Origin of the sequence: Streptococcus sp. Marseille-P6264 (genome assembly GCF_902460355.1) — a bacterium.
Lineage (GTDB): Bacteria > Bacillota > Bacilli > Lactobacillales > Streptococcaceae > Streptococcus.
Genome location: NZ_CABPTO010000002.1, coordinates 218,009 through 235,728, shown reverse-complemented (window position 1 = coordinate 235,728; position 17,720 = coordinate 218,009). Strand labels below are relative to the sequence as shown.

Annotated in this window: 20 protein-coding genes; 12 read left to right on the top strand and 8 right to left on the bottom strand. The window is 37.4% G+C overall.

Annotated elements, in window-relative coordinates; all coding sequences use genetic code 11:
- Nucleotides 1-74: 74 nt before the first annotated feature.
- The 8 genes from FZ941_RS04795 to FZ941_RS04760 form a co-directional block, all read right to left on the bottom strand.
- Entirely contained in the window at nt 75-374 is a 300-nt protein-coding gene (locus FZ941_RS04795; protein WP_148887039.1) for a DUF5960 family protein, read from the bottom strand.
- Nucleotides 367-729, bottom strand: a complete 363-nt coding sequence (locus tag FZ941_RS04790) for a hypothetical protein (protein ID WP_148887038.1) — start codon at nt 727-729, stop codon at nt 367-369. The genes FZ941_RS04795 and FZ941_RS04790 overlap by 8 nt, the downstream gene beginning before the upstream one ends.
- Nucleotides 726-2,141, bottom strand: coding sequence for a Y-family DNA polymerase (locus tag FZ941_RS04785; protein ID WP_148887037.1), 1,416 nt, complete (start codon nt 2,139-2,141; stop codon nt 726-728). The genes FZ941_RS04790 and FZ941_RS04785 overlap by 4 nt, the downstream gene beginning before the upstream one ends.
- 3 nt (nt 2,142-2,144) lie before the next feature.
- Complete coding sequence (locus tag FZ941_RS04780) at nt 2,145-2,831, bottom strand: XRE family transcriptional regulator (protein ID WP_148887036.1); 687 nt, start codon at nt 2,829-2,831, stop codon at nt 2,145-2,147.
- Nucleotides 2,832-2,839: 8 nt separating this feature from the next.
- Nucleotides 2,840-3,697 carry an ImmA/IrrE family metallo-endopeptidase gene (locus tag FZ941_RS04775; protein WP_148887035.1) on the bottom strand — a complete coding sequence of 286 codons (858 nt, stop codon included), beginning with the start codon at nt 3,695-3,697 and terminating at the stop codon, nt 2,840-2,842.
- Nucleotides 3,698-3,813: 116 nt separating this feature from the next.
- On the bottom strand, nt 3,814-4,929 hold the full coding sequence (locus FZ941_RS04770; RefSeq protein WP_148887034.1) for an FRG domain-containing protein: 1,116 nt from the start codon (nt 4,927-4,929) through the stop codon (nt 3,814-3,816).
- Nucleotides 4,916-5,464 (bottom strand): ImmA/IrrE family metallo-endopeptidase, encoded by a 549-nt coding sequence (locus FZ941_RS04765; RefSeq protein ID WP_148887033.1) that lies wholly within the window; start codon nt 5,462-5,464, stop codon nt 4,916-4,918. Before FZ941_RS04765 ends, FZ941_RS04770 begins: the two co-directional genes overlap by 14 nt.
- A 59-nt stretch (nt 5,465-5,523) precedes the next feature.
- A complete protein-coding gene (locus tag FZ941_RS04760; protein WP_002908809.1) occupies nt 5,524-5,865 on the bottom strand; it encodes a helix-turn-helix domain-containing protein in 342 nt (113 codons plus the stop codon).
- 862 nt (nt 5,866-6,727) lie between these two features.
- Between FZ941_RS04760 and FZ941_RS04750 the strand changes: the two genes are divergently transcribed.
- The 12 genes from FZ941_RS04750 to FZ941_RS04695 all read left to right on the top strand — a co-directional run bounded on the left by FZ941_RS04750 (nt 6,728) and on the right by FZ941_RS04695 (nt 17,716).
- Nucleotides 6,728-7,024 carry a hypothetical protein gene (locus tag FZ941_RS04750; protein WP_000611955.1) on the top strand — a complete coding sequence of 99 codons (297 nt, stop codon included), beginning with the start codon at nt 6,728-6,730 and terminating at the stop codon, nt 7,022-7,024.
- Between the two features lie 22 nt (nt 7,025-7,046).
- The gene (locus FZ941_RS04745; protein WP_148887031.1) at nt 7,047-7,502 is read left to right on the top strand and encodes a conjugal transfer protein; all 456 of its coding nucleotides are present in this window, start codon (nt 7,047-7,049) and stop codon (nt 7,500-7,502) included.
- Nucleotides 7,503-7,512: 10 nt separating this feature from the next.
- On the top strand, nt 7,513-9,201 hold the full coding sequence (locus tag FZ941_RS04740) for an FtsK/SpoIIIE domain-containing protein (protein WP_148887030.1): 1,689 nt from the start codon (nt 7,513-7,515) through the stop codon (nt 9,199-9,201).
- A 204-nt stretch (nt 9,202-9,405) separates the two neighbouring features.
- Nucleotides 9,406-10,638 (top strand): replication initiation factor domain-containing protein, encoded by a 1,233-nt coding sequence (locus tag FZ941_RS04735; protein ID WP_148887029.1) that lies wholly within the window; start codon nt 9,406-9,408, stop codon nt 10,636-10,638.
- Nucleotides 10,639-10,651: 13 nt separating this feature from the next.
- Nucleotides 10,652-10,882: a hypothetical protein gene (locus FZ941_RS04730; protein ID WP_148887028.1), complete on the top strand. Its 231-nt coding sequence runs from the start codon at nt 10,652-10,654 to the stop codon at nt 10,880-10,882.
- A gap of 3 nt (nt 10,883-10,885) precedes the next feature.
- On the top strand, nt 10,886-11,443 hold the full coding sequence (locus FZ941_RS04725; protein WP_148887027.1) for a conjugal transfer protein: 558 nt from the start codon (nt 10,886-10,888) through the stop codon (nt 11,441-11,443).
- An 11-nt stretch (nt 11,444-11,454) separates the two neighbouring features.
- A complete protein-coding gene (locus FZ941_RS04720) occupies nt 11,455-12,450 on the top strand; it encodes a conjugal transfer protein (RefSeq protein ID WP_148887026.1) in 996 nt (331 codons plus the stop codon).
- Nucleotides 12,451-12,461: 11 nt separating this feature from the next.
- A complete protein-coding gene (locus FZ941_RS04715; protein WP_001091060.1) occupies nt 12,462-12,686 on the top strand; it encodes a TcpD family membrane protein in 225 nt (74 codons plus the stop codon).
- A 2-nt stretch (nt 12,687-12,688) separates the two neighbouring features.
- Nucleotides 12,689-13,099, top strand: a complete 411-nt coding sequence (locus FZ941_RS04710) for a conjugal transfer protein (RefSeq protein ID WP_148887025.1) — start codon at nt 12,689-12,691, stop codon at nt 13,097-13,099.
- A gap of 12 nt (nt 13,100-13,111) precedes the next feature.
- Complete coding sequence (locus FZ941_RS04705) at nt 13,112-15,616, top strand: ATP-binding protein (protein WP_148887024.1); 2,505 nt, start codon at nt 13,112-13,114, stop codon at nt 15,614-15,616.
- Between the two features lie 11 nt (nt 15,617-15,627).
- Nucleotides 15,628-17,514 (top strand): conjugal transfer protein, encoded by a 1,887-nt coding sequence (locus FZ941_RS04700; RefSeq protein WP_148887023.1) that lies wholly within the window; start codon nt 15,628-15,630, stop codon nt 17,512-17,514.
- Nucleotides 17,492-17,716 carry a hypothetical protein gene (locus tag FZ941_RS04695; RefSeq protein ID WP_148887022.1) on the top strand — a complete coding sequence of 75 codons (225 nt, stop codon included), beginning with the start codon at nt 17,492-17,494 and terminating at the stop codon, nt 17,714-17,716. The genes FZ941_RS04700 and FZ941_RS04695 overlap by 23 nt, the downstream gene beginning before the upstream one ends.
- Nucleotides 17,717-17,720 lie beyond the last annotated feature (4 nt).

Here is a 17,720-nt window from a genome sequence, read left to right as displayed (position 1 = left end):
AATACCTTCTAAATTATATCACACTTCACTCAAACATCCCATAGTAGTACATAGGGATATGTTCTAAAATAAAGTCAAATACATTGAAGGCTACTAAACACCTGCAAATACTGATACTTCCTAACCATCTTACTTTCATCACTCATTTTAATTTTAAAGTAGAAATAATGTTCTCGCCCATCCTTAGAATTCTCTTTATTAAGTTTGAAGTAGTTTTTCTGATTCATAGCCATAGTTCTGAGAATATCATCAACTAGAAAAGTAAGTGGTATGTCCATTGCTGAGTATTTTTGGAAATCTTCTTCAAATCGAATATAGTTGTCAGAGAAATAGTCCATCTGCAATTTATTCTCATAGAGTTCTTTTCTACTCATAGGCAACCTCTTCTAATAGTTGAATGTCCAGGATGTCTTCCACTTCAACCAGCTGGTATCCTTCAAGTGTTTTGAGGGATATTTCCTTTACTGCAATTTCCCCCACCTCCCCAATTAAGGTTATTTTTTGAGCTTTTTGTTTGACTGTGAAACGACCTTTTAAACGCCCAACATAAAGCTGAGAAAGTAACAAGAGTTTTTCTGTTCTGTTCAAGTCACTAGTTAGATCGACACGATGTTTCTCTTCTCCTAGTGATGTAGTATGTTCAGATAAAAAGAAGCCCATCCACTTTTGCATACCTGAATCTTGATATTCTCGGGCTGACTGATAGGGCAAATAGGAACGATCTATCATTTTAAACCATCTAGTCCACCAGCAGAATGACCTCCAATTAGTTTACTTCTAACAATGCTTCTTGATGCTGACTCAAGGGCATTGGCTTTTAAGAGTGAAGTGAACCCAAACTGATCTCGGATGCTGTCAATCGCTGATTGGAGCCTTTCTTCTTTTTCTATTTTTTCAACATCATCAAATAAAGAAATGAGTCCAAACGATTCATCCACTAGACCTGAATAGTTGACAGCAACGTTCCTTACGGCACCTGAACTGTATTTCTGATGCAATAACTGTAAAACCACATTAGTTAGCGTGTCCGTATGATTAGTCGGTTCGATCTTTTTTTGTGTGTTGATTGATTTTTTATTTTCCTGTTTGGAATAGCCTACATGAATAGAGACAACAGTTGTTTTCTTACCCGCTCGTCTAAGACGAATAGCAACCTGCTCTGCCATCTCTCGAAGGACAATCTCGATATCCCGTTGCTTGATATAATCCCTTGGTAAGACTTGAGAGTTACCTAATCCTGTGCTCTTTGGTTTATATGGATTATTAACATTACTTTCATCTACTCCATTTGCGTAAAACCAGAGACGTAGCCCTACTACTCCTAAAGACTTTTTTAGTAAATCGGGATTACTATTAGCAAGTTCCTTAATAGAAAAAATTCCCAAATTATTTAATCTCGTTTCCATACGATGACCAATTCCCCAAAAATCTGTCATGTTACGAATTGCCCAAACCTTACTTTCTACATCTTCATAAGACCAATTAGCACGCATGGTGGGCATTTTCTTAGCTTCGTTGTCCAAGGCTAGCTTAGCAAGCAAGGGATTACTATTTGACATACCAACAGTTGAGTAAATACCTGTCTTTCGCCAAATATCTTTTTGAATCTTAGCAGAGATCATATCCAACTTATCTTTTCGGGATATGGTCTGATTACTAATAAAGTAGTTAAGAGAAGTTGTTAGGTCAATAAAGCCCTCATCAATCGAATAAGGGTATATTTCATTGGGGCTACCGTAGTTTTGAAAAACTCGCTGTATTTCCATATTAACCTCAATGTACTTGTCCATTCGAGGTGGAACGATAAAGGTGGTCTTCGCCCATTCCTCAATATAGCGTACAAAATCTGGATCCGTTGGAAGTCCCTGCTTTTTTGCGTTATAGTAAGAAAATTTTCTGGTTTTGACATCAAAGGGTAAATCATAAGCCCGACCAACATTCTTTTTCCCAAATACTTTCTTAAACATGGGTGATGATGCCAATATCAATCCAGCAGAATTATCTGCTCGACTCATCACACAGAGGGAGGTTTTAAGAGGATGAAGCCCTCGCTCCACACACTCAACGCTGGCATAGAAAGATTTCATATCAATAAAGGCAATATCACTAACAGGTTCTTTTGAATAGTCAATGATTCCCATAACCTAGTCCTCTAGAGGCATAAAATTTCCGACAATTTTTCCGACAATGCGAGGATCATCGTCATAAGGAGCAAATTTGTCTTTGTATTTCTTGTTGATGGAAACGAGGCGTAAGCCGTCTTCTTCCAGGTAGACTCGCTTGATATAGGTCTGCTCATTCCAAACAACTGCATAAACTGCCCCATTATAATCAAAGCCCGTCTCACGAATAAGGGCAACGGAACCATTTGGATATTTAGGCTCCATAGAATCCCCCGATACCCAAGAGGCGAAATCATGCCCTAACTCTTCGTTATAGTAGACTGTATCGTATTCTTTTTCTCCATAGATAGTGGCACCAAGACCAGCAGACATTTCTTCATAGACCCGATATTCATAGCGTGGTTCAGTAATAGAGACCACCTTCTTATTTTGCTCTTCTGCGACTAAGTCACGAGCATAAGACACAACTTGTTCTTTTCCATTTGGTGAGAGGACATTATAAAGTCTGACAATCTCTATCTCAGTGAAATAGCCTTTTGGAACTTTCAAAAGTTTCTCTAATAATGCCACTTTCTCAGTAGAAGGTTCTTTGACTCCACGTTCCCAAGCAGAATAGGCTTGATAGCTAATTCCTAGCTTATCTGCAATATCTTTTTGTGTTAGTTTTAGCTCTTTCCTCCGAGCTTTTAATTTTTCTGGTTGATACATGATTCACCTCACATGACTAATAATTCTAAATTTGCCTTTCTCCTAGCTTCTGCCTCTGATAGTTTGTTGCTATCCCACACATAGGCTAAAGATTTTCCTTTATTGTAAACAAGCCATACCTTGAAATTCTTTACCGCTCTAATCTCGTCCCATCTTTTCTGGTCAAGCAACTCTGGTAGTTCATGACTAGTCACAAAATTGCTTTGTTTCAATCTCTTTTTTAGCCGTGCTATAAGCGAGGGTTGATATTGATTGAACTCTTCAATCAATATTTCTTTCAGTTGATGAAAGTAATGGTGAAGGGAGGCATTTTGACCGTCTAGGTATTCATCTACTGCCTGTTTGATAACTGATTCAGTATCCACTTGGTAAACTCTCAACAAGTCAATCAGTCGGAAATAAAGTGCCTGCTTTGAAACTTCTAGATCCTCTTTGACCTTTTGAAAAGATTCACAAGCGTAGTAAATCTTGGATAGTAACACTATATCAGGCATTAGTACAATAGCTGAAAATACATTGGCTTCTCGCTCTAGAATCGATTCCTGATTATCCACCGACTCTGTAAAATAAGAGCCATCGTGCTTCAAAATGAAGTGCCCTAATTCATGACATAAGGTAAAATTACGCTTGGTTACAGGATTGTCTTGCTCATAGGAAAAACTCGTCCCTAGTTTATCAATAACTGTCAAACCTTCAATTTTATGATTTGAAAAGTGGTGACTAATAACTTGAATGTTATTATCATGAACGCAATAGTCAAAATAATAGTGAAAGTGATAGTGTAGAGTTGAAATTTCTTCCTCTTTCATAAAGGAATAAAGGACTTGTTTTGTGATTTCACTTACTCTTGAATACAATTCATCCAACGAACAGTACCTCCTTTAAGTCACAACGCTCTATACTAAACCGAATTGGTTGAGTATATTATACAAAAAAAGCGGACAATTGTCCACTTTCATTTTATTATTAATTAGGAAATTTGTTATTCAGGTTTATCGAACAACTTCATTCTATTCTTTAAAAAATCTTCAAAATCTGGGAATAAATCATCTTCATTGTATTTAAACTCAGATAATTTTTTCCTTAATTTTTCTTTAACATCCTGAAAAATTTCTGCTCTATCAACAGTAAATACATTTCCATATTCTTTCGCTAATGTCCTCGTATTTTTGTTTTTTCCTAACTTTTCGTTAATTTCAGATTGCTTTTTATTTTCCGCTTCAGTGTCTTCCTCTAAGTACTTAATTTCCAGAACCACTCTAGGTATTTGCATTTTATTATCATCGTTTTTTAATTCATCAATCAAACTAGTATTTCTCTTAACTTTTGAAAGCAGCATTTCAAAATTAAGAAAAGCACCCTTTTGAGCAAGTATTCTATTATTTAATTCAGTCTTTTCGGGCTCCATAAATAACTTTGTATCTGAAACATCATAAAATTCAAGTTTTGGATTATCCATTTCTCCATTAGTCATAAACAATAAAGCTATAAATGGATTTGACGTAATATCTAATAATGCAGTATGTAGTTCATAATGTTGTAATAAAGCTAACTGTTGACCTCGAGCTTGTATTATTGTTGAACATTCATCTGATACTCTCATTTGAGGAAATTCTACATATTCAATTTTCTCAGGAAATTTTCGATGAATCTCTTTATAAATATCTTCAAATTCATCAGAATATAAATCCCCATGGATATTTACAAGATCTCTGAAAGCAGAAGGAATTGTTTTCCATTCCCCTTTTCTCTGTCCCCTATAATAATTAAAGTGAAATTCATCCCTTGACAATATCTGAATACACTCTTTTATTAAAAAAAATATACTCCATCCCGAATTCTTATCACTTGTTTTGAAACCTGTATTTGATTTATTGGAAACCTCTTTATTAAGTTCCTGAATAAATTTACGAATTTTTATAAACTTATCATTTTTTCCTTCAGAGCTAGCTTCAATTTTACTAACTCTATATTTATGAGATAAATCATCACTATTATCATTAATACCAACAAGCCCAATAGTAATTATCAACGTATCAAAGAGCGAATCCTCTTTATCTAAAAAGTCTTTAATTATTTTATATTCATTTTTGCTCATTTATTACCGCTTTCAATCTGTATTCCATTGCGATATAAGAAACATTAAATTTATCAGCTAGCTTAGTAACTACTTGCCTTTCGTTTCGAATTTCCTTGTTATCTTCTAAGTATTTTTTTACACCCAAAAGTAGCTTCTCAGGCATCAAAAGTTTTGAGGCAAAATCATTTGCTTGTCTCTCAATAAGAATATCTACAAAAGAACGTTCTGTTTTATTAATCTTTTGATCTTTCGTAATTCTATTTCTAACACCACTATGGTCATAGACATTATGCCCAATCTCATGAGCTATTGTAAATCTTTGTCTATAATCCGGATCAAGTTCATTAACAGTAATCTCTTTACTTTCTATATTATGACTTCCGGCCTTTGATATTAAAAAACTATATTTTATTTTACATCCCAGCGATTCTGCAATTTTTTTCACATCAATTTGAGGATTATCTATGCTCACATTAAAATCATCAAATTTAAAATCTTTTTTCTCAAGTAAAGATTTTACATCTTCATCCAAATACTCTTTTAGGTTGGTCATGTTTTTTTCCTTTCATATACTACTTTATTATTGATAAATTAGTCTACTTATGTTATTCGTTATTCTCTGGTCTCAAACGCTTTTTTTCGTTTTCTCATAAACTCAATTAATTCTTTTTTAAAAATTATCTTTTCTTCTTCAGTTAATCCCTTTGAATTCATTCGGAAAAGTAATTCAATATTGTCGAATTCATCTGATTGTTCTTCTGAGTTGCCAACTAAATAGTCAACTGTAACGTTTAGTATCTGTGCAATTTTAATAAGATTTTCTTGTGTAGGTTTCTTCACTCCACGTTCCCATGATGCGTATGCCTGTTGAGAAATATCTAGTTTTTCAGCTATTTGGGATTGTGTTAATTTTACTTGTTTCCTCAGTATTTTCAAGCGTTCTCCGAATTTCATATGTGACCTCAAAAAATTAATTTAAATTTTTGTAGAAAATCGTTGACTTTTACAACTAATGGTTGTATAATAAAATCAACAACTAATAGTTGTATAGCAATTGAAAATAATAACCTTATCTTCAAGGCTGAATCACGATCATTGACAATTAAATAAAAAGTGCGTCTGACAACCAGAGGACTGATTGCCAAAACTACACTAAACTTCGTACCTTTATTGTAAACGTTTTGGAAAGAAAAGTCAAGTCTGTTTGATGGTTGAAGTGAAGATTTAAAACATTTTTTGTGGACTTCCACGCATTTCGGACTTTCGCACTTTTCCGAATAGTAAAGTGAACTGGCTTCGCCAAAAGGCGTAAGAGAATCTTAAGGGTATGACAATGACTACCTGATGAGATTGGCTGGGAAAGCGATGGTAATTGATGCAAAGCACCTTGCTAAACGTTGCCACCGCGAAGGAGGAATCCTTCAACCAAATAACTTTTCTCTACTGCTTTCTATCTAATTTACTAGATAGATTTACTCTAGCTACTAAGTCCATTTTCTTAGTAGCTTTTTACTTTTACAATAAAGGAGAACACTATGTCTAACTTTTTTCGCACAACAATGTGAACGACTCTACAATAATTACATATTCACCTATGATATGTTTTCTGCTTCCGAACAACTCCAGGGACAACTCTATCATCAAGCCCAAAATGATTTAGATAAACTTGCCAACCAATCACTACTTACTGGCTTTGCTCAAGGTGAAGTACAATTTTATACCAGAATGTTTAAACGAAAACTTTTTACTCATTACTACTCAAGAGTGAAGCAACTAGCTTAACTCTTTTTAATTTACACTCAGAAAGGAAACACTTATGATCCCAGAAACACTTGTCATGCTACCAGAATTTATCGGTACTGCTTACTACGAAAAATTGGGAAATGCCCCTCGCTATGTCTTCGGAAAAGAAGGCAAATATCAACGCCACGTGCTAAACAATGAACAACACGGAGCCTTCCACGTAATCACACCTGCTTCAGCTACCGTCTTTCCAGAAGATGCTTTGGTTGAAGTGGTTAATCCCATTTTTCTCGCAGATACTTCCCTAAACGGAAATTCTGTTGCCCCAGCACTTAATGTATTTGCTGAAAAATTGGTTTTGAAAAAATAAAAAAGAATAGGAGAAAACATACATGGCTAAAATTGGATTAAACTACGGAGAAAAACTTCAAATTGCAGATAAAACCTATCGAGTTATTTCAGAAGGTCTAAACATCCCTCAAGTCTTTGGAAAATTGACTTTCCGAGGAATTGAAGGAACAGATACCATCTATGAAATTGACCGTTCCCAACGCAATCCTGACGGATCCTACGTTCAAGTTAATACGGGGGAAATTCGGGGTGTTGTGGTAGGGATTCATTCTTCAGTCCAACATGAAACTCTCTTTTTCACCATTGCCGATATGTCAGAGTCTGAAATCGAAGACTTGGGGCTCAAGTACCGTGAGGGAGTGGAGCTAGAAGACATTGTCGTAACTCATACTCACGTTAACCGCAATGATATCTACAAGCTCTTTGCTTCTAAGATTAAGAAAAAAGGGGCAAACCCTAAAGACTCTAAACCCGTAGAAAACAAGAAAGAAAACTAGGAGGTGACACATGAAACTCTTTACCTACCGTGGACAAAGAGTTCAAGTCTATCATCGACATATCAAGGCAATCACTTGGTTTATCTTGTGGTCGCCTTTTTTATTTGCCTTAGCTTATTATGTCTATCAACACCACTTGGAACTACAAGCCCAACCCCTTCCCACAACCTACTACTTAGTTGCCTTTGCCTTACTATCCGCTCTCATCTCTCAAATTCTGAATTGGCTTTGCTACGAGAAACTACTCGCTTTTCAAAAACTCAATAGCTTGCGAATTCTCTCTCGTTTTCTCTTAGAAAACAATCTCTACCTAGTCAAGAAAGTCAAACGAGAGAAAAGGATGATAGAGAAAATCAGACTTCCTCAAGTCTATCTCAAACAATCCCGTTATAGTTTGGAAGTGAGTTTTATCCTAGAAGGCAATAAGTTTCAAGATCGATTTCTCAATCTTGGGGCAACCCTTGAAGTCATGTTTAATGGTGACTTTCGAAATAAAACCTTTGATAAACGTTTTATTAAGTACGATATCGCCATCAATCGGATTGATAGCCGTATTGGGATTGACCAAGTAGTGGTTGACGGGTCAAAACTCCAACTTATGAAAGATGTTGTTTGGGACTTCATCGAAGAACCACACTTACTGATTGGTGGAGGGACAGGAGGAGGGAAAACGATTCTTCTCATGTCCATCATCTATGCTCTTGCTAAGATTGGTTTCATAGATATTTGCGATCCGAAAAATTCTGACCTATCTGGTTTGAAAAAAATTCCTGTCTTTCATGGTCGAGTCTTTACCAGCAAGGAAGATATTATCCAGTGCTTTAGGGAAAACGTGGAGTTCATGGAGAAACGCTATGAACTCATGTCTAACTCTCCCAAATTTCAAGCTGGTAAGAACTTTACGTATTACGGGATGAAGCCTAAATTCATTCTGGTAGATGAGTGGGCAGCACTTATCGCTAAAATCGAACGTGATTATAGCCTACAAGCAGAAGTCACTGAATACCTGACACAACTAGTCCTAGAAGGCCGTCAAGCTGGAGTTTATGTAATTTTTGCCATGCAACGTCCTGACGGGGAATTTGTCAAAACTGCTCTTAGGGATAACTTCATGAAGCGTCTCTCAGTCGGTCATTTAGAATCAACAGGCTATGACATGATGTTTGGAGATGCCAATAAAACCAAAGAGTTCAAAAAACTGGATGAAATCAATGGCGTTAAGGTCAAGGGACGGGGTTACATCGCAAACAACGGAGACTTGGCTGGTGAATTTTTCTCACCTTATGTACCATTGGACCAGGGCTTTTCTTTCTATGAAGCCTACTCGCAAATTCCTATTTTAGAATTTGAAGGAGAAGAGTTTTCTGTCTTTAAAGACTATGACTCACTAGTCCCAACAAAAGAACTAATAGAAGAGGTAGTACAGTTAGAAAACCATATCAACCAACGACCACTAAAGGATTTTGCAGAAGAGCAGGAACTAAAAGTCGCAACACTTCGAAAGATTATCTATCTCTTAGAAGAACAAGGAATTAATTTTGACCGTTCTGACTCAGCTATTTTGGTGACTCCTCTTCAAGAAGAACTCCTTCTGGAAACTCTGATTCGCTTTGAAGAGGGCAGACGAAAATCATATGCCAAAGCCGTTCAGACGGCACTTAATCATCAGGAACTAGGACAAGGGCAAGGGCAAGCCTGACGGCAAGTCAGGCGCAGACCGTAGCCCGAAGTTCCTAGTTTCTGATGATGAAACCCCCGATTTCTAATAGGGGGGTTACATTTGGCAAAATGGCAAAGTCCAACCCTCCTCATTCCTTGTGGGAGTTGGGATTGCGAATTTTAGAAAGTGTGTCACTTTGGCAAAAAAAATGTGTCACTCATAAAAAAGGAGGTGTCCCCATGAATGGATAAAATCAGCCCATTCAATCTTAAGAAATTTCGTCAAGAAACAGGTATGAGCCAAAAACAATTTGCAGAAGCGGTTGACCTACCTACTAGAACCTATCGCTCCTACGAAGCTGGCGAGAGAGGATTGAGCATTGAAAAATTCCGTGACCTAAAAGCCAAACTAGGCTTTCATAGAGAGCATGAAAAACAAAGTTTGCGTGCTCGGATTGACTACTTACGAATCTCTTTTCCTGCCCTACGTGACTTAGATTCTTTCTGTGAAAACTATCTCTTCTGTCATCTGAGCGAATTTAGCGCTCAAGAAACACGGCTCATGAACTATACTCATCTTTGGCAACGAGGTAACATTTGGATTTTTGATTTCTTTGATAAAGCAGAAACCAAAGACTACCAATCCTGTCTTCAACTATCAGGACAAGGGTGCCGTGAGTTGGAAGTACTCCTAGAATATAAGGGAATCACTTGGCAGGCCTTCCTTCAAAATCTCTTCTATGCTTATGAGGATTGCCGAATTAAGAGGTTAGATATTGCTCTAGATGAGCTTTACAAAGGGTTTGGAAAAGAAGACCAGCAGATTCATATCCCTAAGTTAATTGAGAAGCTCTACGCTAAGGAAATAGTTCTTAATACTTTTCGGAAATGGAATGTAACAGGAGGTGGCTCTTTTATTGATAATGAGGATATGGAAGCCAATCACGGTTTATCTCTCTACTTTGGCTCAAGGCAAAGCCAACTCTACTTTAACTTTTACGAGAAACGCTATGAACTCGCCCGTCAAGAAAATATCTCCTTGGAAGAATCCTTGGAGATTTTTGGTGTTTGGAATCGCTATGAACTTCGCTTTTCAGACCAGAAAGCACAAGGAGCTATCGAGGAATACATCAACGGTGTAGACCTTGGGGAAATCGCCCGTGGGGTTATCAATCATGAAATGCAAGTCTATGATGGAATCAATCAATTTGGAGCTTATAAGCCTGACCAAAAATGGCAGCGACTTTTTGGTGGAGTGGAACCTTTGAAACTCTCAACCAGTCCTCAACCCTACTCTATTGAACGAACCATCCGCTGGTTAACTTTCCAAGTGGCGAACTCCCTTGCACTAGTTTCAGAAGCAGATCGCATCATGCAGACTGAATACATGAAGATGATTCAAAATAGTGGAGAAATTACTGAAAGAGGGGAGGCAATGTTAAAACTCCTCAAAACCAATCAAACCTACCACTCATAGAAAGGAAACACAAATGGAATACAAAGTACATATCAACTCACTAGAGAACTTTAAAGCATGGTCAGGCGCTGTAACAACCCTAAATACTGTCCGTGAACGTGGAGGATTAGATACCCTCACCACTATTTGTGAGGACATCTTCTCTGGTGATATCCCAACTGAAACCCAAATCAATGATTGGCTCTGGTTTGAGTCTGATTTCATTTACCAGGCCTTGGGTTATCAGGATCTAATTGAGGCATAAGTCATGCTCAAGAAAATCTACCAAGCAGATTTATTTCTCTTGCCAGATAAACAATTTTGGCACTTCTACATTCTCCTAAGAAGGGGAAAAGATTTCTACTATGAATGTGCTGGAAGGTGTACCGAAAAGGAACCAAATTCTAAAGGTCTCTATAGCTACGAGCATGCTTGCTTCACACTAGAAGGACAAGTTCTTACTAACAATCAGAAGATGCGTCCCTCACTTATTGCTTACATCCAACAAACCATCAAGCAAAATCAAGAACAATTTAGAAAGGAAATCGAAATGGCAACAAAAACAAACTTCACTCGACAAGTAGAACAAGTCGTTAATGAATTAGGCGAATGTCTCAAAAAGAAAGATTATAAAGAATCTTGGACAAAAGCAGGTGAATTAAATAGCTTGCTGAAAAAAGAGGAGGCAAAGACTCTAGCTCCCCAATTACTGGAACAACTTCAATACGAGCTAAAAGGATATTACTTTATCAATTCAGAAATGGAAAAACTTAATAAACGATTCTATGCAAAAGGAACCAAACTTATTGAGTTAGCCCAAGTGTAACAGGAGGAACTATGGACAATTTAAAATCCTATCTCTTAAAGGTGAGGCAATTTCTAGAACAATTTAAAAAGGTTGAACAGAAAAAGAAGCCTCCAAAACTTAAAACCCTCACCAAAAAACAAGTTAATCTTGCTGTAGTTGGCGGAACTTGCTGCCTTCTCTTTATTGGGCTCATGGGCTCTATTCGAGCTATCACTTTATCAAATCAAGTTTCAAGTCTAAAAACAAGCATTGAAAACTTTGAAAAGGAAAAATCAGACACCCCTTCAACTACTAGGCAATATGACTACCGCCTACAATACTATCTAAATGATTTTGTTTATGCTTACTTTACTCTCTCACAAGAAAATAATAAGCAAACCGAACAAATAAATCATCTGAATTCCTTTTATGGTGCCCTTCCTGACACCAAGTCACAAGGGCAAGTCCGAAACCCTAGCGAGGTGATTTATTCGCAACTTGTCACTGTAACAGATAAAGTGGCAACCTATCGTGTCAAATACAAGGAATGGATCAAAAAGGACAACAATACCGAGAAAAAGGAAATCACAACAGGATTTAATATTCCTTTTGAGGAAGTAAACGGTAAATATCGTATCGCTGGTCTACCTTGGTTCTCAAGTCTTGACTCCTCACAAGCAACTCCATCTTCAAAAGATGAGCAATTGACCTTATCAGCAACTGATCGTCTATCGGAGGATGAACACAAGAAAGTAGACAAGTTTTTAACTGTTTTTTTCACCAACTACACTACAAATCAAGACAACCTGAATTTGATTGCTAAAGATGTTTCTGTAGTCGCAAATACTACCTTTAAAAGTATTGACTACACCTATCTAAAAGAAGATGGGGAAAAGCTTATCGCAATTGTTCAAGTTACTTTTGAAGTAGGGGCTTCAACTCATTCAGAGAATTTCACTCTCACGCTTACTCAAAATAACGGGACTTATTTTGTAGATGAGTTAGCCCACACTATCCCTCTTAACTACGCAAAACAAGAAAAATAAAGGAGAACAACATGAACACAGAAAATTTACGAGCCTTCCTACAAGGAGATGCTGTTTGGGTACTAGGAGCAATTGCCGTACTACTTGCAGTTAAAGCTTGGCGCAACAGCTCCTGGATCCAACTTTTTTCAGTAGTTTGTTTTTATGCTGTCATTGTCTCACTCACAAAAGGGCAAGACATTCTAAAAGCATTTGGCTGGTTCCTTCGTCTCTTTGGGATTGAAACAGGACTCTAACTATGAAAGATGAAAAACTGTATGATTACGCCAAGGGGCTTAACGCCCCTTATTGGATTCAAGAGATAAAAACTAAAAAAGGCACTCGCATTTGGTACTTTGCTACACCCATGCAACTGTCCTTTTTTATAGTCTTTATCTTCATCTTTGTTACCATGCTACTCTTTGGTGGTTTTATTCTTGTACCTCTAGCTAAAGCCACTCACTCTATTTCGTTAATTCTCTACTGGTTTATCCCTTATAAACTAGCAAAGTTTTATACCGAATACGAACCACATGGAAAGAAAATGCATCTCTTTCTAGCAGATTACCTAATCTACTGTTGGGATTTTAAACTCAATAGAAAGGCAATCTACCATGAAGATCATATTGAACCGGTTGAAGAAATTGTATTTGAAAAAACAAACCTCTAGAAAGGAGGAAATATGCCTCTACCTTTAACTTATCCCATTCTACAAACGCATGATAATCTTGTCTTGAAACGGGATCGGTCTGTAATGGCCTACTACCGTATTCCGAATACCCCAATCACCATCACGGATGATGAACGAAAAAATAAGCACAAATTAACTGTTGCCCAAATGATGAAGAAACTTCAAAAGAATCAATATTTTGAGGTTTCCCTCATTCCCAAGGACTATCTTTTAGAGGAGAAATTAAAAGACTTTTCAGATGCACTAGCGGATGATAGTAGAGAGCTCGGTGAAGAACTCCTCCTCTACACCGTTGACCATTTAACAAATGAAATGGAAATCCCCTATCAATTTGATTGGGTGATTGGAGTTAACCTACGAAAACAAAACCATGGGCAAACAATCAAAGAATTAGCACTTGAAAGCCTCACTGATTTTTCCGAAAAAATCGCTCAGGGATTTGGCTATGAATATGAACTCGCTGAAAACTGGTATGAGGACTACCGTGCAGATGAGTTTACCATTTACCAAGCCCTTGCTCCCTTACGAGCAAAAGCCTTATCGGATGAGGAATTGTTCTACTATCAACGGATGCAATATCTCCGCTATATTCCCCACTACAAAAAGGAAGTCCTTGCCAATCGTTCCCAATTTAATATCACGGATACTCTAATTAAAGTCACCAAGGGGGGCTTTTTAAAACTAGAAAGTCCTTATGGATCTTCTTTTGTAACCATTCTTCCTGTTGGAAAATTCCCCATTCAGTTTAACGGCTTTCATCTAGGAGAATTTGTTCAACGGCTTAACTTTCCTGTCGAATTGCGTATTAAGGCAGAATTTATTGATAACAATAAAATCAAAGGGAAAATGGGACGTTCCAATACCCGTTATCGCAATATTATGGAAGAGGCAGAAAATACAGATACTGTCCAACAAGATGAAATCATCATGGGGTCGCTTTCTCTGAAAGACTTGATGAAGAAGGTAGGAAATAAGGAAAATATCATCGAATATGGAGCTTATCTTATTGTCTCTGCTTCCAGTATTGGACAACTACGACAACGTAGACAAGTAGTTCTCAATTACTTTGATGATATGGGCGTTGAAATTAGTGAAGCTAGCCAAGATGCACCCTACCTTTTTCAAGCCCTCCTCTATGGTCAACACCTTCAAAAGAAAACGAGAACTTGGACTCATATGGTAACTCCTCGTGGTTTCTCAGAACTGATGCCCTTTACCAATAGCTCTTCAGGAAATCGGATTGGCTGGTATATCGGACGAGTAGACAACTGGACAGGGCGTTGGGATTCGATTGAAAAAGCTATCGAATCCTCCAAAAACATTGTCCTATATAATGCCACTGTCGGTAACAAAGAAGATATCGCTGGTAAAATCACTAAGAATCCACACATTATCATCACAGGTGCTACTGGACAAGGAAAATCCTTTTTGGCTCAGATTATTTTCTTGAGCGTTGCCCTGCAAAATGTCAAAACCCTCTACATTGACCCGAAACGAGAACTCAGAAATCACTACCAACAAGTGATTAACTCGCCTGAATTTGCAAAGCTCTATCCTGAACGTAAGAAACAGATTGAGGCATTTAACTTTGTCACTCTTGATAGCTCGCTACCATCTAACCATGGTGTTTTGGATCCTATCGTCGTTCTTGAGAAAGAACAGGCGGTCGAAGTCGCAAAAAATATGTTGGAATTTCTCCTGCAAGCCGTAGATGATGTTACCATGGATCAAAAGACAGCCATTACAGAGGCTATAAATATCATTGCAGAGAAAAGAGAGCAAGGTCAAGCTGTTGGATTTAAACAGGTCTTAGAACGCCTGAAAATGGACGAGAAGGACGATATTGCTTCTGTTGGACGTTATCTAACTTCTATTGTCACAAATTCCATCTTAGAACTTGCTTTTTCAGATGGAACCACTCAAGGACTCAACTACGATTCCCGAGTCACCATTCTAGAAGTTAACAACCTTAAGCTCCCTAAGGATAATTCCACAAAGATTTCAGATCACGAAAGAAATTCCATTGCCCTCATGTTTGCGCTTGGCGCCTTTTGTACCCACTTTGGAGAGCGCAATGAAAATGAGGACACCATCGAATTTTTCGATGAAGCATGGATTCTGATGAAATCCGCAGAAGGAAAAGCTGTTATAAAAAACATGAGACGTATTGGGAGATCAAAAAACAATACCCTCGCACTCATTACTCAATCTGTACATGATGCTGAAAATGACGATGACACGACTGGCTTTGGAACCATATTTGCTTTTTACGAAAAATCAGAAAGAGAGGATATTCTTCGTCACGTCAACCTAGAAGTCAACGAACAAAACCTAGAATGGATTGATAACATGATTTCAGGGCAATGTCTCTACTATGACGTCTATGGCAACCTGAACATGATTTCTGTTCACAATCTTTTTGAAGATATTGATATGCTACTAAAACCTATGAAAGCAACAGTTTCTTCAAGTCTTGAAAATAAATACGCTAGTTAGGAGGTGAAACCATGCAAGAAGCTTTTGAGAAATTAAAAGGCGTTGATATTTTCTCGCTCAAATCCTATATGGAGCCAACTGGGTTCGGTTCCTTTAACGGTGCATGGGTAATGATTAATGAAATCTTCGTCAATTTTTTCTTTTTCCTGCTCAATGCCATTGTCGGTTTCTTCTCTCTTCTTATTCGTATCTTAGAACAAGTAGACCTCTACTCCGCCTACAAGACTTATGTCTTTAACGGTGCAAGTTCTATATGGCAAGGATTCACTGCTTCAACCACTAACGGAGTTGGCAAAGATTCGCTCATTTCAATGTCCTTACTTATTCTTGGGATTTATCTATTTTACCAATACTTCTTTTCTAAAGGGAGTTTCTCAAGAACGGTGCTTCATGTCTGTTTAGTAATTCTCTTAGGATTTAGCTACTTTGGAACAATCGCTGGAACTTCAGGTGGGCTTTATCTGCTTGATACCATCCACAATGTTTCAAAAGATGTCTCCTCGAAAATTTCCAAAATTGAAGTCAACTATGATAAAAATAAGTCTATCAAAATTGGCGATTCAATGGCTGATAGCTATATTGCTGAAACTTCTTACAAAGCCTATATCTTTGTGAACACTGGACAAGAAAACGGTAAATACAAGAATAGTCAGGATGGAAAAGAAGAGGAATTTGATAATAGTAAAGTTTTAGGTACTTCTGATTCAAACGGAAACTTTACAGCAGTTAAAGCTAAAGAGCGCTCTGACTATCTAGATAAAATCGGAAATGGTGCTAATGAGGATGGTGAAAAGAACCGCTGGGTGTCTGCGATGCCTGACTTCATCTTCATTCGTATGTTTTATATCATATTTAAAATTTTAGAAGCCATTGTTTTAGCTATCCCAGTTATATTGATTCAAATTCTAAATATACTCGCTCAAGTTCTAGTTCTTATGATGATTTTATTATTCCCAATTGCTCTTCTTGTTTCCTTTATTCCACGGATGCAAGATTTGATTTTTGGGGTTCTTAAAGTCATGTTTTCGGGCTTAACTTTTCCAGCAATTACTAGCCTCTTAACACTATTCATCTTTTATATTGAGCAATTAGTTGAAAACTTAGTAACGTCTGGCTTTGATGGTATTTTGAAGACTCTCCCTTCTCTCCTGCTTTTTGGACTCGTCTTTAAACTCTTGGTTTCTGTTGCTTCTAAAGCTATGATCTTTTTCCTCCTTTGGAAATACAAGGCGGAAATTATTCAGTTTATTCTTGGTTCTAAAGCTCGTATGGTAGCAAATGATATCGGAAATAAGGTCACGCAAACGGTTAGCCAAACAAAGGAATTAGCTTCACAAGTACCAACTAGGGCACTTTCATCTGCTCAAGGATTAGGAAATTTTGTCCTTTCTAGCGCTGGATATGGAGCTGGTGCAGTCATGAATGCAAAGAGCCAATTCCAACAAGTTGGATCATTCTTTACTAATAAGCAGCCAAATGAGGATGAACTTTTACCACCCATAGAAACAGAGCAAGCCCAAGAAGATGGGGCTAAATTATATCCTAGGGTTCAGCATAGAACGAAACAACAAGAAAAAACACTTTCGTCTAACTTTGAACCAATTTCGCAACCAAACAATGAAAAAGTCACTCCAGAAGAAGAATTTGAAACTCTCAAGGAAGAATGGATTTCTCCTATCAAGCAATACCGTATCAATCGTATAGAGGCAAAACTAGAAGATTACAAAGATCCTCAATCCATGTTTAAAGCGCAAGGTTCAAATGCCTTTACCCGTGCATACAGAAAAACTATGACAAGGGATGATAAAATCAAGGCTAATATTGAACGCAGAAACAGACTAACCGAGAGACTAAACCAATTACGAGGAGAAGCAAATGAACACAAAAATTCGTTCTAGAACCTCATTCCCAAGAATTCTAGAAGATACACTCTATCAAGCCTATCAAGAAGGAAAACGCTCAGTCGATTTCCTTCTTTTATTTCCAGTAAAGGATTCTGAAAGAGAAATAATTATCTCCCAAGTAAAAGCACATACAATTGTCTTAGATGCCAAATGGCGCTTTGGAACAGTTCTCTTTACTGCCTACATTCGCTATTAAGAGT

Coding starts and splice junctions, on each gene's coding strand:
- FZ941_RS04795 (WP_148887039.1), bottom strand. CDS start 374: ATGAGTAGAAAAGAACTCTATGAGAATAAATTGCAGATGGACTATTTC.
- FZ941_RS04790 (WP_148887038.1), bottom strand. CDS start 729: ATGATAGATCGTTCCTATTTGCCCTATCAGTCAGCCCGAGAATATCAA.
- FZ941_RS04785 (WP_148887037.1), bottom strand. CDS start 2,141: ATGGGAATCATTGACTATTCAAAAGAACCTGTTAGTGATATTGCCTTT.
- FZ941_RS04780 (WP_148887036.1), bottom strand. CDS start 2,831: ATGTATCAACCAGAAAAATTAAAAGCTCGGAGGAAAGAGCTAAAACTA.
- FZ941_RS04770 (WP_148887034.1), bottom strand. CDS start 4,929: ATGAGCAAAAATGAATATAAAATAATTAAAGACTTTTTAGATAAAGAG.
- FZ941_RS04765 (WP_148887033.1), bottom strand. CDS start 5,464: ATGACCAACCTAAAAGAGTATTTGGATGAAGATGTAAAATCTTTACTT.
- FZ941_RS04760 (WP_002908809.1), bottom strand. CDS start 5,865: ATGAAATTCGGAGAACGCTTGAAAATACTGAGGAAACAAGTAAAATTA.
- FZ941_RS04750 (WP_000611955.1), top strand. CDS start 6,728: ATGATCCCAGAAACACTTGTCATGCTACCAGAATTTATCGGTACTGCT.
- FZ941_RS04745 (WP_148887031.1), top strand. CDS start 7,047: ATGGCTAAAATTGGATTAAACTACGGAGAAAAACTTCAAATTGCAGAT.
- FZ941_RS04740 (WP_148887030.1), top strand. CDS start 7,513: ATGAAACTCTTTACCTACCGTGGACAAAGAGTTCAAGTCTATCATCGA.
- FZ941_RS04735 (WP_148887029.1), top strand. CDS start 9,406: ATGGATAAAATCAGCCCATTCAATCTTAAGAAATTTCGTCAAGAAACA.
- FZ941_RS04730 (WP_148887028.1), top strand. CDS start 10,652: ATGGAATACAAAGTACATATCAACTCACTAGAGAACTTTAAAGCATGG.
- FZ941_RS04725 (WP_148887027.1), top strand. CDS start 10,886: ATGCTCAAGAAAATCTACCAAGCAGATTTATTTCTCTTGCCAGATAAA.
- FZ941_RS04720 (WP_148887026.1), top strand. CDS start 11,455: ATGGACAATTTAAAATCCTATCTCTTAAAGGTGAGGCAATTTCTAGAA.
- FZ941_RS04715 (WP_001091060.1), top strand. CDS start 12,462: ATGAACACAGAAAATTTACGAGCCTTCCTACAAGGAGATGCTGTTTGG.
- FZ941_RS04710 (WP_148887025.1), top strand. CDS start 12,689: ATGAAAGATGAAAAACTGTATGATTACGCCAAGGGGCTTAACGCCCCT.
- FZ941_RS04705 (WP_148887024.1), top strand. CDS start 13,112: ATGCCTCTACCTTTAACTTATCCCATTCTACAAACGCATGATAATCTT.
- FZ941_RS04700 (WP_148887023.1), top strand. CDS start 15,628: ATGCAAGAAGCTTTTGAGAAATTAAAAGGCGTTGATATTTTCTCGCTC.
- FZ941_RS04695 (WP_148887022.1), top strand. CDS start 17,492: ATGAACACAAAAATTCGTTCTAGAACCTCATTCCCAAGAATTCTAGAA.